Consider the following 14,912-nt stretch of genomic DNA (forward strand, 5'->3'; position numbering starts at 1 on the left):
TTCTCCAGCCTCGACTCGTACGCCGTGTCCACGCCCTGCGCGATGTCCGGCGACTGGGAGCCGATCGCCACGTTCACGCCACAGGAGTTGCCGTCGAAGCCCTTGGCCGACGAGTCGTAGCCGATGTCGAGGATCCGCTCCCGCACGATCGTCGGGATGTCCGCGTACGCCTCGGTCGTGACCTCGCCGGCCACGTGCACCTGGCCCGTCGTGATCAGGGTCTCCACCGCGACCCGGCTGCGCGGGTCCTTCGCCAGCAGGGCGTCCAGGATCGAGTCGCTGATCGCGTCGCAGATCTTGTCCGGGTGCCCCTCGGTCACCGACTCCGACGTGAACAGCCTACGGTTCGACGCGGTCACGACGTCCTCACATCCTCGATCGACAACGGCACGTGGGCGAATGCCCGCTGTGAGCCTACTGGCGATGGGCGCGGTGGCGCACCAGCTCGGTCACCGCGTCCCACACTGTGGCCGCCAGCAGGGACTTCGCGCCCAGCGGGATCCGTTGCTCGGTGCCGTCCGCGCTGAGCAGCCAGCCGGTGTTCTCCTCCATCTCGAAGGCCTTGCCCTCACCGACGGCGTTGACCACCAGCAGGTCACACCCCTTGCGCTTCAGCTTGGCCCGCGCATGCTCGAGCACGCTGCCGTGCTCGTCGCCGGTCTCCGCGGCGAAGCCGACGATCACCTGGCCTGGCCTGCGGGCCTCGACGAGCCCGGCGAGGATGTCCGGGTTGCGGACCAGCGAGATCGTCGGGTCCGGGCTGTGATCGGTCTTCTTGATCTTGTGGTCGGCGGTGTCGGCGGGCCGGAAGTCGGCGACCGCGGCGGCCATCACGACGACGTCGGCGGTGCTCGCCGCCTCTTCCACCGCGGCGCCGAGCCGGCGCGCCGTGGAGACGTGCACGACCTCGGCCCCGGCGGGCTCCGGCAGCGCCTCGGTGTGGGCGGCGACGAGTGTGACGTCGGCGCCGCGCTGGGCGGCGACCCGCGCGAGCGCGTATCCCTGCTTGCCCGACGAGCGGTTGCCGAGGTGCCGCACGGGGTCGAGCGGTTCGCGTGTGCCGCCCGCCGACACGACCACGCGCAGGCCCTCGAGATCGCGGGGCAGCGCGTCGGAACGGGCCAGCAGCAGGCGCGCGACGTCGACGATCTCACGTGGGTCGGCGAGCCTGCCCTTGCCGGTGTCGACGCCGGTCAGCCGTCCCGAGTCGGGCTCGGTGACGACCGCCCCGCGCGAGCGGAGCAGCGCCACGTTGTCGCGCGTGGCGGGGTGCTCCCACATCTCCGTGTGCATCGCGGGGAAGAACGCGACGGGGCACCGTGCCGTGAGCAGGGTGTTGGTGAGGAGGTCGTCGGCAAGACCGTGGGCCGCCCTGGCGAGCAGGTCGGCGGTGGCGGGCACGACGAGCACGAGGTCCGCGTCCTTGCCGACGCGGACGTGCTGGACCTCGGGCACCTCGGTGAACACACCCGTGTGGACGGGATGTCCGGACAGCGCCTCGAAGGTGGCCGCGCCGACGAAGTTCAGCGCGGCCTCGGTGGGCACCACCCGCACGTCGTGCCCGGACTCGGTGAGCCCGCGGAGCACCTCGCACGCCTTGTAGGCCGCGATACCGCCACCGACGCCCAGGACGACCCGCGGTTTCGAGCTCACCGAGGCGTTACTCGCCTTCGGTGTGCTCGAGCAGACCGGCGTGGATCTCGCGGAGCGCGATCGACAGCGGCTTCTCGCGGGGACCCGGCTCGACGAGCGGGCCGACGTACTCGAGCAGGCCCTCACCGAGCTGCGCGTAGTAGTCGTTGATCTGACGGGCGCGCTTGGCCGAGTAGATCACCAGCGCGTACTTGGAGCTGACCTTCTCGAGCAGGTCGTCGATGGGCGGGTTGGTGATGCCCTCGAGGTGCTCGCTCTGAGGACCCAGGGTAATCGAGGTCACTGACTGTGCTCCGAATCGTCGAAAGACTTGTTTTCGCCGGTTACCAAGTCTAGCAATCGGCGCGCGGCGACCTGCACGTCGTCGTTCACGACCCGCTCGTCGAACTCCGCGGCGGCCGCGAGCTCACGCTCCGCTTCCGTCAGCCGGGCCCGCACGGCTTCGTCGTGCTCGGTGCCGCGGCCCGTGAGCCGGTCGACGAGCACGCCCCACGACGGCGGCAGGAGCATCACGAGCTGGGCCTCCGGCATCGCCTGCCGCACCTGCCTCGCGCCCTGCAGCTCGATCTCGAGCACGGCGGGCCGTCCCGCGTTCAGCGCGGCCTCCACGGGCGCCCGTGGCGTGCCGTAGCGGTTGCCCGCGAACTCCGCGTGCTCCAGCAGCTCGCCCTTGGCGACCATGGCGTCGAAAGTCTCGCGGTCGATGAAGTGGTAGTGCTCGCCGTCGACCTCGCCGGGCCGGGGCGCGCGGGTGGTCACCGAGACGCTGAAAAACACATCGGGGTTCAGCCGCCGCAGCTCGCCGACGACGCTGGACTTGCCGACCCCGGATGGTCCCGAAACGACGGTGAGCCGGTGCCGGGCCGTCTCAGCCGGCACCGGCTCACCAGTTGTCACTCGGCCGCCGCGTACGCCGGCCTCGATCGAGCCGCGGTGTCGCCGCTCGCTCACTCGCCGCTGAACTCGGCGAGCAGCGCCTTGCGCTGCCGGTCGCCGAGGCCGCGCAGGCGACGGCTGGTAGCGATCTCGAGCCGCTCCATCGTCTGCTGCGCACGCACCTTGCCCACGCCCGGCAGGGCCTCCAGCAGCGCGGAGACCTTCATCTTGCCGAGGACCTCGTCCTCGTCGGCCTGCTTCAGCACGTCGGCGAGGGTCGTACCGCCGCGCTTGAGCCGTTCCTTGAGCTCCGCGCGGGCGCGACGGGCGGCGGCGGCCTTCTCCAGCGCCGCAGCACGCTGTTCCTCGGTGAGCTGGGGAAGTGCCACGTTTTCCTCCGGTATTACTCAAATTCTGGGTGGGTGTGGCGACCGTACCCACCCTTGACCTGGACCCACAATGCGGGGGTGGGCGCTGACCGCGCCGCCAGGACGCTGGATGACGGCCTGGCGGACGGTGCTGTCGCGCCGCGACTGGACGCCGCGGCACGGCCAGAGACGACCCTACTCACAAATGGTCGCGCGGTGTCAGCCCGCGACCCTGCGAATGCGTTTCCCGGTGCGGCGCCGACACCCCCGCCTGCGCCACGCCGCTTACCCTAGTGCAAGATCAACATACGGTTCGACCAGGGCGGGAACCGGGCGCAGACCCTACTTGAGCACGCGGTTCAGCTCATCGGCCGTGCGCAGCACCGCGGCACGCAGCGCCGCCGGATCCGGGCCGTGTTTCAACAGGGCCCTCGCCGAGGCGGGCAGCACGTTCGGCAGGCTGTCGCCGAACAGCGGCGCGAGGTCCCGCGCACCGGCGCCCTGCTCACCGAAACCCGGAGCCAAGATTGGCCCGTTCAGCCCAGCGAGATCCAGCTCGCCTGGCAGGTTGGTGGCCCCGATGACAACGCCGACGGCGCCCAGCGGAGCGACGCCCGCGTTGCGCGCACCCGCATCGTCCACAACGGACTGCGCAACCGTGCGACCACCCGCGTCCGCCCGCTGCAGGCCCTCGCCCTCCGGGTTCGAAGTCCGCGCGAGCACGAACACGCCCCGCCCCGTCTCCCCGGCCAGCGCGAACGCGGGTTCGAGCGCGCCGAAGCCGAGGTAGGGCGACACGGTGATCGCGTCGGCCGCGAGCGGCGAGCCCTCGCCGAGGTACGCCAGCGCGTAGGCGGCCATCGTGGAGCCGATGTCGCCGCGCTTGACGTCGAGCAGGACGAGTGCGCCCGCCTGGCGCGCGCACTCGATCACCCGCTCCAGCACGGCGACCCCCTTGGCGCCGTGCGCCTCGAAAAGCGCCGACTGCGGCTTCACCACCGCCACGTGCTCGGCGAGCACCTCGGTGGCGCTCAGCGCGAACGTCTCCAGCCCGCGCGCGTCGGCGGGCAGGTCCCACGCCCGCAGCAGCTGCGGGTGCGGGTCCACGCCCGCGCACAGCGGGCCCCGCGCGGCGACGGCGCGCCGCAGCCGCGCCCCGAACCCCTCAACCACGCCGGCTCCTCTCCTCCGCGACGTCCGCAGTGAAGGCCACCTTCACTGCGTTGAGCGCAGGCATGGTGGCCTTCACTGCAGGTGGGTACTCGGTCACGATCCGGCCCGCAGGGACGCCTGGAGCTGCTGCAGCGAGCGCACCCCCAGGTCACCCCGGATGAGGGCCTCGATGCCGTGTACGGCGGCGGCAGCGCCCTGCACGGTGGTCACACACGGGATTCCCCTCGACACCGCCGCGGTGCGGATCTCGTAGCCGTCCACGCGGGGCCCGCTGTTGCCGTACGGGGTGTTTATCACCATGTCGACGCCGCCGTCGAGGATCACCTCGACGATGTTCGGCTCGTCGGCGGTGCTGCCCTGGTAGTGCTTACGCACCACCGTGCACGGCACCCCGTTCCGGCGCAGCACCTCGGCCGTGCCCGACGTCGCGAGGACCTCGAAGCCGAGGTCGGCGAGCCGCTTGACCGGGAACACCAGCGAGCGCTTGTCACGGTTGGCCACCGAGACGAACACCTTGCCGCTCGTCGGCAGCGAGCCGTAGGCACCGGCCTGCGACTTCGCGAACGCGGTGCCGAAGGACGTGTCGACGCCCATCACCTCGCCCGTGGACTTCATCTCGGGGCCGAGCAGCGAGTCCACGCCGTGGCCCTCGGGCGTGCGGAACCGGTGGAACGGCAGCACGGCCTCCTTGACGGCCACCGGCGCGTCGACGGGCAGGTGCCCGCCGTCGCCGTCGGCGGGCAGCACGCCGCGCTCGCGCAGGTCCTTGATCGACGCGCCCGTCATGAGCAGCGACGCGGCCTTGGCGAGCGGCACCGCCGTCGCCTTGGACACGAACGGCACCGTGCGGGACGCACGCGGATTGGCCTCCAGCACGTACAGCACGTCGTCCTTGAGGGCGTACTGCACGTTGAGCAGCCCGCGCACGCCCACGCCGCGCGCGATCGCCTCGGTGCAGCGGCGCACCTCCTCGAGGTCCGTGCGGCCCAGCGTGATCGGCGGCAGGGCGCACGCCGAGTCGCCGGAGTGGATGCCGGCCTCCTCGATGTGCTCCATCACGCCGCCCAGGTACAGCTCCTCGCCGTCGTAGAGGGCGTCGACGTCGATCTCGATGGCGTCGTCGAGGAAGCGGTCCACGAGCACCGGGTGCTCCGGGGTTACCTCCGTGGCGCGCCGGATGTAGCCCGCGAGCGACGCCTCGTCGTAGACGATCTCCATGCCGCGCCCGCCGAGCACGTAGGAAGGCCGGACGAGCACCGGGTAGCCGATCTCGTCGGCGATCCGCTTGGCTCCCTCGAACGACGTCGCCGTGCCGTACGCGGGGGCCGGGAGCCCGGCCGAGGTCAGCACCTCGCCGAACGCGCCCCGGTCCTCCGCGAGGTGGATCGCCTGCGGCGGGGTGCCCACGATCGGCACGCCCGCGTCGGCCAGCCGCTGCGCGAGCCCGAGCGGGGTCTGGCCGCCCAGTTGCACGATCACGCCGGCGACCGTGCCCGACGCCTGCTCGGCGCGCACGACCTCCAGCACGTCCTCGAACGTCAGCGGCTCGAAGTACAGCCGGTCGGAGGTGTCGTAGTCGGTGGAGACCGTCTCCGGGTTGCAGTTGACCATCACGGCCTCGAACCCGGCCTCCCGCAGCGCCAGCGCCGCGTGCACGCACGAGTAGTCGAACTCGATGCCCTGCCCGATGCGGTTCGGCCCGGAGCCGAGGATCAGCACCTTCGGCTTCTCCGGCTGCGGGGCCACCTCCGTCTCGGCGGCGGGATCGGCCTCGTAGGCCGAGTAGTGGTACGGCGTCCTCGCCTCGAACTCGGCCGCGCACGTGTCGACGGTCTTGAACACCGGGTGCACACCGAGGCGGTGCCGCAGCGCGCGCACGCCGTCCTCACCGGCCAGTTCGGGCCGCAGCGCGGCGATCTGCCGGTCGGACAGCCCGGTGCGCTTGGCGCGGCGCAGCAGCTGACCATCCAGCACCGGCGCGTCCCGCACCTCCGCGCCGACCTCGCCGATCAGCGCGATCTGGTCGATGAACCACGGGTCGATGCCGCTGGCCTCGTGCACCTGCTCGACGGTGGCGCCGAGCCGCAGCGCGCGCTCGACGGCGTAGAGCCTGCCGTCGTGGGCGGTGCGCAGGTCCTCCAGCGTCGACTCCAGCGTGGCGCCCTCCGGGTCGGGCTGGGTCCAGAAGCCGACGCGCTTGGTCTCCATCGAGCGCATGGCCTTGCCGAGCGCCTCGGGGAAGCTGCGGCCCAGCGACATGGCCTCGCCGACGCTCTTCATCGTCGTGGTGAGCATCGGGTCGGCACCGGGGAACTTCTCGAACGCGAACCGGGGCACCTTCACGACCACGTAGTCGAGCGTCGGCTCGAAGCTGGCCGGGGTCTCCCCCGTGATGTCGTTGCTGATCTCGTCGAGCGTGTAGCCGATCGCGAGCTTCGCGGCGATCTTGGCGATCGGGAAGCCGGTGGCCTTCGACGCCAGCGCCGAGGAGCGCGACACGCGCGGGTTCATCTCGATCACGACCATGCGCCCGTCGCGCGGGTTGATCGCGAACTGGATGTTGCAGCCGCCGGTGTCGACGCCGACCTCGCGCAGCACGTCGATGCCGACGTCGCGCATGTGCTGGTACTCGCGGTCGGTCAGCGTCATGGCGGGGGCAACGGTCACCGAGTCACCGGTGTGCACGCCCATCGCGTCGACGTTCTCGATCGAGCACACCACCACGACGTTGTCGTGGCGGTCGCGCATCAGCTCGAGCTCGTACTCCTTCCACCCGAGCACGCTCTCCTCGATGAGCACCTCGGTGACGGGGCTCTCCTCGAGGCCCAGCGACGCGAGCCGCTCGAGCTGCTCGTCGGTGTGCGCCATGCCGGAGCCGAGCCCGCCCATCGTGAACGAAGGCCGGATCACCACCGGAAGGCCCACCTCGGCGACGGTCTTGCGCACCTCGTCCATGGAGTGGCAGACGGCGCTGCGCGGCACGTCGCCGCCCACCGACCGCACGATGTCCTTGAACTTCTGCCGGTCCTCACCGCGCTGGATCGCGTCGATGTCGGCGCCGATCAGCTCCACGCCGTACTTCTCGAGCACCCCGCGCTCGTGCAGCGCGACCGCGGTGTTGAGCGCGGTCTGCCCGCCCAGCGTGGCCAGCAGCGCGTCGGGGCGCTCGGCGGCGATGACCTTTTCGACGTAGTCCGGGGTCACCGGCTCGATGTAGGTCGAGTCGGCGAACTCAGGGTCGGTCATGATCGTCGCCGGGTTGGAGTTGACGAGGCTCACGCGCAGGCCCTCGGCGCGCAGCACCCGGCAGGCCTGGGTGCCGGAGTAGTCGAACTCGGCGGCCTGCCCGATCACGATCGGCCCGGACCCGATGACGAGGACGTGCTCGATGTCAGTGCGTTTGGGCATTACTTGCTTTTCTCCATCAAGGTCACAAACTCGTCGAACAGCGGGTTGGCGTCGTGCGGACCGGCCGCCGCCTCCGGGTGGTACTGCACGGAGAAGGCGGGCACGTCCTCGCACCGCAGGCCCTCCACCGTGCCGTCGTTCGCGCAGTAGTGGCTCACCTTGGCCGTGCCGAACGGCGACTCGAACCGCTGTCCAGGCTCGCCCTCGAGCGCGAAACCGTGGTTCTGCGCCGTGATGGCCACGCGGCCGGTGTCGGCGTCGAGCACCGGGACGTTGATGCCGCGGTGACCGAAGCGCATCTTGTAGGTGCCCAGCCCCAGCGCGCGGCCGAGGATCTGGTTGCCGAAACAGATGCCGAACAGCGGCACCTGCCTGCCGAGCACCGCCCGCGTCAGCTCGATCGCGTGTGTCTGGGTCTGCGGGTCGCCGGGCCCGTTGGATAGGAACACGCCGTCGGGCTCCACCGCCAGCACGTCGTCCAGCGTGCTCGCGGCGGGCAGGACGTGCACCTCGATGCCGCGCTTGGCCATCTGGCGGGGCGTGTTCGACTTGATGCCGAGGTCCAGCGCGGCGACGCGGTAGCGCCGCTCGCCCTCGGCGGCCACCACGTAGGGCTTCTCCGTGGTGACCTCGCCGGCCAGGTCGGCGCCCTGCATCGGCGGGCTCGCGAGCACCTGGGCCACGAGGTCGTCGGTGGACGCGAGCGCGTCACCGGAGAAGACGCCCGCGCGCATGGCGCCGTGCTCCCGGATGTGCCGGGTCAGCGTGCGCGTGTCGATCTCGGCGATGCCGACGATGCCCTGCGCGCGCAGCTCGTCGTCGAGCGTGCGCTTCGAGCGCCAGTTCGACGGAGTGCGCGCCGGGTCGCGGACCACGTAGCCGGCCACCCAGATCCGCGAGGACTCGTCGTCCTCGTCGTTCCACCCGGTGTTGCCGATCTGCGGCGCGGTCTGGACCACGATCTGGCCGCGGTACGACGGGTCGGTCAGCGTCTCCTGGTAGCCGGTCATGCCGGTGCAGAAGACCGCCTCGCCCAGCGAGCGCCCCTGCGCGCCGTAGGCCGTGCCCCGAAAGATCCGGCCGTCCTCGAGGACGAGCGCGGCCGGCGTGCGAGTGCCGCTCATACCTGGGCACCTCCCTTGACCTGGTTGATCCACTGTGGATAGACCGCGAGATCGTCCCCGCGGAACCCGGTGTCGAGCTCGACGTCGTCGGCGCGCCACGTGAACACCAGAAGACTGTCCGTTCCCATCACCTTGCCCGCCATCCCCTTGGCGGTCTTGACGTCCACAATGGACTCGCGGGGGATCCAGAAGCTCACCGTACCGGCGCGGTCCACCTCGACGCCCTCGTCGTACAGCCGCAGCACGGCCGGGCCGCGCAGGCCCACACCCCGCGTCACCACGCGTTCCTGCCAGTGCCCCGCGTTGGTGGTCGCCACGTAGAGCCCCTTGGCTGAGAGCAGCGGCTCGCCAAGGTCCTCCGGCACGTCGGGGAAGGGCGGCACGCGCACGCTCTGCGCGCGGGCCTGGCGTCGCCAGCCCCGCCACATCCCGTAGACCCCGAGCGCGAAGAACGCGATGACCAGCAGCGTCAGCAGAAGCCTCTCCATTACCCAATCTTCCCTTCGCGCGACGTGATCCGCCCGCGCAGCAGCGTGGCGCTCACCACGGCGGGCAGTCGCAATCCCTCGTACGGTGTGTTGGCGGCCACGCTCGCGAGCTCGGCGCCGCGCACCGTCCACTCCGCGTCCGGGTCCACCAGCACCAGGTTGGCAGGCTCGCCGACCGCCAGCGGCCTGCCCTGGTCGGGCAGGCCCGCGATCTCGGCTGGCCGCTCGCTCATGACCCTCGCCACCCCGCGCCAGTCGAGCAGGCCGGGGCGCACCATCGTCTCGGCCACGATCGACAGCGCGGTCTGCAGGCCGAGCATGCCCGGCCTGGCCGCCGCCCACTCGCAGTCCTTGTCCTGCACGGCGTGCGGGGCGTGGTCGGTGGCCACGCAGTCGATCACGCCGTCGGCCAGTGCCCGGCGCATGCGCGCCACGTCGGCGTCGGCCCGCAGCGGCGGGTTGACCTTGTTCACCGGGTCGTAGGTGGCCAGGCGCTCGTCGGTGAGGAGCAGGTGGTGGGGCGTCACCTCGGCCGAGACGTCGATGCCGAGGCCCTTGGCCCAGCCGAGGACGTCGACCGTGCCGGTGGTGGAGACGTGGCAGATGTGCAGGCGCGCGCCTGCGTGCCGGGCGAGCACGCAGTCGCGGGCGACGATCGACTCCTCCGCCGACGAGGGCCAGCCGGTGTAGCCGAGCCGCGCCGCCCGCTCCCCCTCATGGGCCTGGGCGCCGACGGTGAGCCTCGGCTCCTCGGCGTGCTGCGCGACGACCACGCCCAGCGCCGTCGAGTACTCCAGCGCCCTGCGCATGAGCAGCGGGTCCGCCACGCAGTGCCCGTCGTCGGAGAACAACCGCACCCCGGCCACCGACTTGGCCATCGTGCCCATCTCGGCGAGCTTCTCGCCCTTGAGCCCGACGGTGACCGCGCCGACCGGGTGCACGTCGACGAGGCCGACCTCCCGGCCACGCCGCCACACGTGCTCGACGACCACCGCGTTGTCGGCGACCGGGTCGGTGTTGGCCATGGCGAACACCGCGGTGTAGCCGCCGAGGGCGGCCGCGGCGGAGCCCGAGTCGATCGTCTCGGTGTCCTCTCGGCCCGGCTCGCGCAGGTGGGTGTGCAGGTCGACGAAGCCGGGTAGCAGCACCTGCCCGTCCGCCTCGATCACCTCGGCGTCCTCGCTCGCGGTGACCGTGCCGATCGCGGCGATGGTGCCGTCGGCCACGTGCACGTCCACCGGGTCGCCCTCGCCGTAGAGCCTCGCGCCCCTGATGACGATCTCGCTCACTGTTCTCCCTCTCCGGCAAGCAGGTGGTAGAGCACGGCCATCCGCACGTGGACCCCGTTGCGGACCTGCTCGGTGATCGCCGACTGCGGCGCGTCGGCCACGGCGGAGCCGATCTCCATGCCGCGCAGCATCGGACCGGGGTGCAGCACCACGGCGCCCTCGGGCAGCAGGCCCAGCCGCGCCTCGTTGAGCCCGTAGGCGATCGAGTACTCGCGAGCGGACGGGAAGAATCCGCCGTGCATGCGCTCGGCCTGCACCCGCAGCATCATCACGGCGTCGAGCGCGGGCAGCTCGGCGTCGAGCTCGTGCGACACGGTCACCGGCCACGATCCGACGCCGACGGGCAGCAGCGTCGGCGGCGCGACGAGCACCACCTCCGCGCCGAGGGTCGCGAGCAGGTGCACGTTGGACCTGGCGACGCGGCTGTGCAGCACGTCGCCGACGATCGCGATCCGCCGGTCCTTGAGCCCGCCGAGCCGCTCGCGCAGCGTGGCAGCGTCGAGCAGCGCCTGTGTGGGGTGCTCGTGGGTGCCGTCGCCCGCGTTCACCACCGACGTGCCGACATCGGCGAGCCAGCCGGCCAGCCGGTGCGCCGCCCCCGAGGCGGGGTGCCGGACGATCACGCAGTCGGCGCCCGCGGCCGAGAGGGTGAGCGCGGTGTCGCGCAGCGACTCCCCCTTGCCTACCGACGAGCCGCCCGCCGAGACGTTCACCACGTCCGCGCTCATCCACTTGCCCGCGATCTCGAACGAAACCCTGGTGCGGGTGGAGTTCTCGTAGAACATCGTGATCACCGTGCGGCCGCGCAGCGTCGGCAGCTTCTTGACCTCCCTCCCGAGCAGGGTGCGCTTGAGCTCGTCGGCGGTGTCGAGGATCGCGGTGGCGGCGTCCTCGGCCAGGCCGTCGGTGGTCAGCAGGTGCTTCATCGGCGTTCCCCCAGCAGCACGGCGTCGCGGTCGTCCACGTCGGACAGCAGGACCGAGACCTCCTCCGAGCGGGAGGTGGGCACGTTCTTGCCCACGTAGTCGGCGCGGATCGGCAGCTCGCGGTGGCCTCGGTCGACCAGCACGGCGAGCTGCACCACCCGGGGCCTGCCGTGGTCCCGCAGCGCGTCGAGCGCGGCCCGGATGGTGCGGCCGGAGAACAGGACGTCGTCGACGAGGACCACGACGCGGTCGTCGATGCCGGTGCCCGGCAGCTGCGTCTGTTCGAGCGGGCGGGTGGGCTTGCGCCGCAGGTCGTCGCGGTAGAGCGTCACGTCGAGGGCGCCGGTGGGCACGTCGACGCCGGAGAACTCGCTGATCCGCGCGCCGAGACGGGTCGCGAGCGGGATGCCGCGAGTCGGGATGCCCAGCAGCACGGGCGGGATCGCGCCCGTCGAATCAAGAGCGGTCTTCTCGATGACCTGATGGGCCATTCGGGCGATGGTGCGCGCGACATCCCCGGCCGAGAGCAGCTCGCGCTCAGCAGCCGGTTCCGTCGCGCCACGTGGGCGTGGCGCCACGGTGGACCTCCTTCCCCGCCTCACTGGACGGGTCCTTAAAGGATGTCGATTCCCCTGGTTAGGCGGGAACCGCACAGACAGTAGCAGGTGAGGCTCGTCATCCGTTCGGGTGGTGCGATCGGGTGCGAGAACCCCCAGCCAGGGATGATCTGCTTGACCTGGTGACGACTACGAGTAACCATTACTCTGAGTATTCGACTCACGAGTTCCCTGTCGGTCATCCGGGCCGATCTCGGGACGAGGAAACGGAGAACCACCAGATGGGCGATTACGCCAAGGCGCTCGGGGCCAAGCTCCGCGGTATCCGCCAGCAACAGGGCTTGTCCCTGCACGGGGTCGAGCAGAAGTCCGGCGGCCGCTGGAAGGCGGTCGTGGTGGGCTCCTACGAGCGTGGCGACCGTGCGGTCACCGTCCAGAAGCTGGCCGAGCTCGCGGACTTCTACGGCGTCCCGGTGGTCGAGTTGCTGCCCGAGGGCCGGGTTCCCTCCGGCGCCGAGCCGGCCACGAAGATCGTGATAAACCTCGAGCGGCTGCAGCAGCTGCCCGCCGAGAAGGTCGGCCCGCTGGCCCGCTACGCGGCGACCATCCAGAGCCAGCGCGGCGACTACAACGGCAAGGTGCTGTCGATCCGCACCGAGGACCTGCGGTCGCTGGCGATCATCTACGACATGACGCCCGGTGAACTCACCGAGCAGCTGATCGACTGGGGCGTGCTGCCGCCCGAGGCCCGCCCTTCCAAGGAAGACTGATCGCCGCCGCGCGGTCGTGAGCGGGAGACCCCTCGCTCACGACCCGGCGGTGACGGGTGCCTAGAGCACCGCCCTGAGGCGGTCGGCGATGTTGCCGATGCGGCCGAGCACACCGTTGACGAAGCGCGGCGAGTCGTCGGTGGACAGTTCCTTGGCCAGCCCCACCGCCTCGTCGATCGCGACCGGGTCCGGCACGTCTGCCGACCAGAGCATCTCGTAGACCCCCATCCGCAGGATCGCGAGGTCCACCGGCGGCATCCGGCTCAGCGTCCAGCCCTGCGCGTGCTCCGCGAGCAGTTCGTCGATGCGCTCGCGCCGCGCCGTCACACCCTCGACCAGCGAGATCGTGTAGTCGCTGATGGGGTCCACGTCCACGGAACCGACGCGGTCGGACAGCAACGTCACCGCGTCGGCCTCCCGCTGCGCGGCCTCGTACAGGAACTCCACCGCGCGGCGGCGGGAGGCGCGGCGCCCGATGGGCGCACGCCGGGAAGGGCTCTCCGAGGTCACCGGGCTTCTCACGCGCGGCCGAGGTAACGGCCGTCTCGGGTGTCGACCTTGACCTTCTCGCCGGTGCTGACGAACAGGGGCACCTGGATCTCGGCGCCGGTCTCCAGCGTCGCCGGCTTCGTGCCACCGGTGGAGCGGTCGCCCTGCAGGCCGGGGTCGGTGTGCTGGATGACCAGCTCGACCGAAGTGGGCAGCTCGACGTACAGCGGCTGACCCTCGTGCATCGCCACCTGCGCCTCGGTGTTCTCGAGCAGGTAGTTGGCGCCGTCGCCGACGGTCTCGCGGGGGACGTTGATCTGGTCGAACGTCTCGCCGTCCATGAAGACGAAGTCGGTGCCGTCGTTGTACAGGTAGGTCATGTTGCGGCGGTCCACCGTCGCGGTGTCGACCTTGGTACCCGCGTTGAACGTCTTGTCCACGACCTTGCCGGACAGCACGTGTTTGAGGGTGGTGCGCACGAAGGCACCGCCCTTGCCGGGCTTGACGTGCTGGAAGTTCACGACCGACCAGAGCTGGCCGTCGAGGTTCAGCACCAGGCCGTTCTTCAGGTCGTTGGTGGTGGCCACGGGTGTGAGTTCTCCCTGTGATTCGGTGGGCCGCGTACTAAACGACCACGAGTTCCTTGCTGGTCAGGGTGAGGAGCTCGGGAGTCCCCTCCCGCACGACGAGCGTGTCCTCGATGCGCACGCCACCCCGGCCGGCGAGATACACGCCCGGCTCGACGGTGACCGCCATACCGGCGGACAGTGTACCGGCGCCGGTCGCGGCGAGACTGGGAGCCTCGTGAATCTGCAGGCCGACGCCATGGCCGAGACCGTGCGAGAACTCCTCGCCCCGGCCCGCCGCGACGATCACGTCCCGTGCCGCGCCGTCCACCGCGGCCACCTCGGCTCCGGGCACCACGGCGGCGCGACCCGCGGCCTGGGCACGCAGCACGAGCTCGTAGAGCTCCCGCTGCCAGTCCGAGGCGGTGCCGAGCACGACGGTGCGCGTCATGTCCGAGTGGTACCCGTCGACGGTCGCCCCGAAATCCAGTTTGACGAAGTCGCCGGCCGCCAACGGCGTGTCGGCAGGCCGGTGGTGCGGAATCGCCGAGTTGGCCCCCGCCGCGACGATCGAGGTGAACGACCGGCCCTCGGAGCCGTGGTCGAGCATGCGGTTCTCCAGGTCGCGCGCCACCTCCCGCTCGGTGCGGCCCGCGCGCAGCCCGCCGTGCTCGATCAGGTCGGCCAGCGCGCGGTCGGCGGCGGCGCACGCCCGGCGCAGCGCCTCGACCTCCGTCTCGTCCTTCACCGCGCGCAGGCGCTCGACCAGGCCCGGCGCCCGGTGCAGCTCTACATCGTCCGCGGCCTCCACGAACACCGCGTGCTGTTCGACGCTGACGTACTGGCTCTCGAAGCCGGTGCGCGCGTAGTCCTTCGCCTTCGCCGCGGCGCGGGCCAGCAGGGTCACGGCGCTCGCCCGGCCGAGGACGCGCTCGAGGTCGGGCACCTCCGCGGCGGCCTGGGTCGTGTAGCGGCCGTCGGTGCAGAACAGGGTCCGGTCGTCGTCATCGGCGTGCACGAGCAGTGCTGCGTTGGAGCCGGTGAAACCCGTGAGGTAGCGGATGTTCAGCAGGTCGGTGACGAGTAAGGCGTCGAGGCCCTGGGGACGGAGCAGGTCACGCAGCGCCTCCCTGCGGGCGGCGCGGATCTCGGTCGCGGTGCGGGAATTCTCGGCCACGGGCCAAGCTTAGGACTCGACCTCACGATACTTGCGGTTACAGTGGGC

The 14,912-nt window shown here is 71.2% G+C and carries 16 protein-coding genes; 1 reads left to right on the plus strand and 15 read right to left on the minus strand.

Features of this window, described 5'->3' with window-relative positions:
- From DI005_RS24035 to pyrR, 12 genes are all read right to left on the minus strand, one after another.
- A partial coding sequence (locus tag DI005_RS24035; RefSeq protein ID WP_304481739.1) for an S-adenosylmethionine synthetase N-terminal domain-containing protein occupies window positions 1–359 on the minus strand: 359 nt, incomplete at its 3' end.
- Between the two features lie 55 nt (window positions 360–414).
- Complete coding sequence (gene coaBC / locus DI005_RS24040; RefSeq protein ID WP_112274480.1) at window positions 415–1,653, minus strand: bifunctional phosphopantothenoylcysteine decarboxylase/phosphopantothenate--cysteine ligase CoaBC; 1,239 nt, start codon at window positions 1,651–1,653, stop codon at window positions 415–417.
- A gap of 7 nt (window positions 1,654–1,660) precedes the next feature.
- Window positions 1,661–1,936, minus strand: a complete 276-nt coding sequence (rpoZ, locus tag DI005_RS24045; protein ID WP_110339306.1) for a DNA-directed RNA polymerase subunit omega — start codon at window positions 1,934–1,936, stop codon at window positions 1,661–1,663.
- Entirely contained in the window at window positions 1,933–2,532 is a 600-nt protein-coding gene (gene gmk / locus DI005_RS24050) for a guanylate kinase (RefSeq protein ID WP_233520297.1), read from the minus strand. Before gmk ends, rpoZ begins: the two co-directional genes overlap by 4 nt.
- A gap of 68 nt (window positions 2,533–2,600) precedes the next feature.
- Entirely contained in the window at window positions 2,601–2,918 is a 318-nt protein-coding gene (gene mihF / locus DI005_RS24055) for an integration host factor, actinobacterial type (protein WP_005437476.1), read from the minus strand.
- A gap of 321 nt (window positions 2,919–3,239) precedes the next feature.
- Window positions 3,240–4,070: an orotidine-5'-phosphate decarboxylase gene (pyrF, locus tag DI005_RS24060; RefSeq protein ID WP_112274484.1), complete on the minus strand. Its 831-nt coding sequence runs from the start codon at window positions 4,068–4,070 to the stop codon at window positions 3,240–3,242.
- 93 nt (window positions 4,071–4,163) lie between these two features.
- Entirely contained in the window at window positions 4,164–7,478 is a 3,315-nt protein-coding gene (gene carB / locus DI005_RS24065; protein WP_113643628.1) for a carbamoyl-phosphate synthase large subunit, read from the minus strand.
- Window positions 7,478–8,602, minus strand: a complete 1,125-nt coding sequence (carA, locus tag DI005_RS24070; protein WP_113643629.1) for a glutamine-hydrolyzing carbamoyl-phosphate synthase small subunit — start codon at window positions 8,600–8,602, stop codon at window positions 7,478–7,480. Before carA ends, carB begins: the two co-directional genes overlap by 1 nt.
- Window positions 8,599–9,090 (minus strand): transporter, encoded by a 492-nt coding sequence (locus DI005_RS24075; RefSeq protein ID WP_112274489.1) that lies wholly within the window; start codon window positions 9,088–9,090, stop codon window positions 8,599–8,601. Before DI005_RS24075 ends, carA begins: the two co-directional genes overlap by 4 nt.
- Window positions 9,090–10,379, minus strand: coding sequence for a dihydroorotase (locus DI005_RS24080; RefSeq protein WP_112274491.1), 1,290 nt, complete (start codon window positions 10,377–10,379; stop codon window positions 9,090–9,092). The genes DI005_RS24075 and DI005_RS24080 overlap by 1 nt, the downstream gene beginning before the upstream one ends.
- Window positions 10,376–11,305: an aspartate carbamoyltransferase catalytic subunit gene (locus DI005_RS24085; RefSeq protein ID WP_113643630.1), complete on the minus strand. Its 930-nt coding sequence runs from the start codon at window positions 11,303–11,305 to the stop codon at window positions 10,376–10,378. The genes DI005_RS24080 and DI005_RS24085 overlap by 4 nt, the downstream gene beginning before the upstream one ends.
- Window positions 11,302–11,883: a bifunctional pyr operon transcriptional regulator/uracil phosphoribosyltransferase PyrR gene (gene pyrR / locus DI005_RS24090; protein ID WP_113643631.1), complete on the minus strand. Its 582-nt coding sequence runs from the start codon at window positions 11,881–11,883 to the stop codon at window positions 11,302–11,304. The genes DI005_RS24085 and pyrR overlap by 4 nt, the downstream gene beginning before the upstream one ends.
- Before the next feature lie 260 nt (window positions 11,884–12,143).
- On the opposite strand from pyrR, the gene DI005_RS24095 reads away from it, so the two are divergent.
- Window positions 12,144–12,632, plus strand: coding sequence for a transcriptional regulator (locus DI005_RS24095; RefSeq protein ID WP_003096372.1), 489 nt, complete (start codon window positions 12,144–12,146; stop codon window positions 12,630–12,632).
- A 60-nt stretch (window positions 12,633–12,692) separates the two neighbouring features.
- Here the strand turns inward: DI005_RS24095 and nusB are convergent, their stop codons facing one another.
- From nusB to DI005_RS24110, 3 genes are read right to left on the minus strand one after another with little or no spacing between them, the layout of a single operon-like run.
- Window positions 12,693–13,142 (minus strand): transcription antitermination factor NusB, encoded by a 450-nt coding sequence (gene nusB / locus DI005_RS24100; RefSeq protein ID WP_113643632.1) that lies wholly within the window; start codon window positions 13,140–13,142, stop codon window positions 12,693–12,695.
- 8 nt (window positions 13,143–13,150) lie between these two features.
- Window positions 13,151–13,708 carry an elongation factor P gene (gene efp / locus DI005_RS24105; protein ID WP_112274499.1) on the minus strand — a complete coding sequence of 186 codons (558 nt, stop codon included), beginning with the start codon at window positions 13,706–13,708 and terminating at the stop codon, window positions 13,151–13,153.
- A gap of 37 nt (window positions 13,709–13,745) precedes the next feature.
- Entirely contained in the window at window positions 13,746–14,864 is a 1,119-nt protein-coding gene (locus DI005_RS24110; RefSeq protein ID WP_199543175.1) for a Xaa-Pro peptidase family protein, read from the minus strand.
- Window positions 14,865–14,912 lie beyond the last annotated feature (48 nt).

The organism is Prauserella sp. PE36 (genome assembly GCF_003311655.1).
Classification (GTDB): Bacteria; Actinomycetota; Actinomycetes; order Mycobacteriales; family Pseudonocardiaceae; genus Prauserella_A; species Prauserella_A endophytica.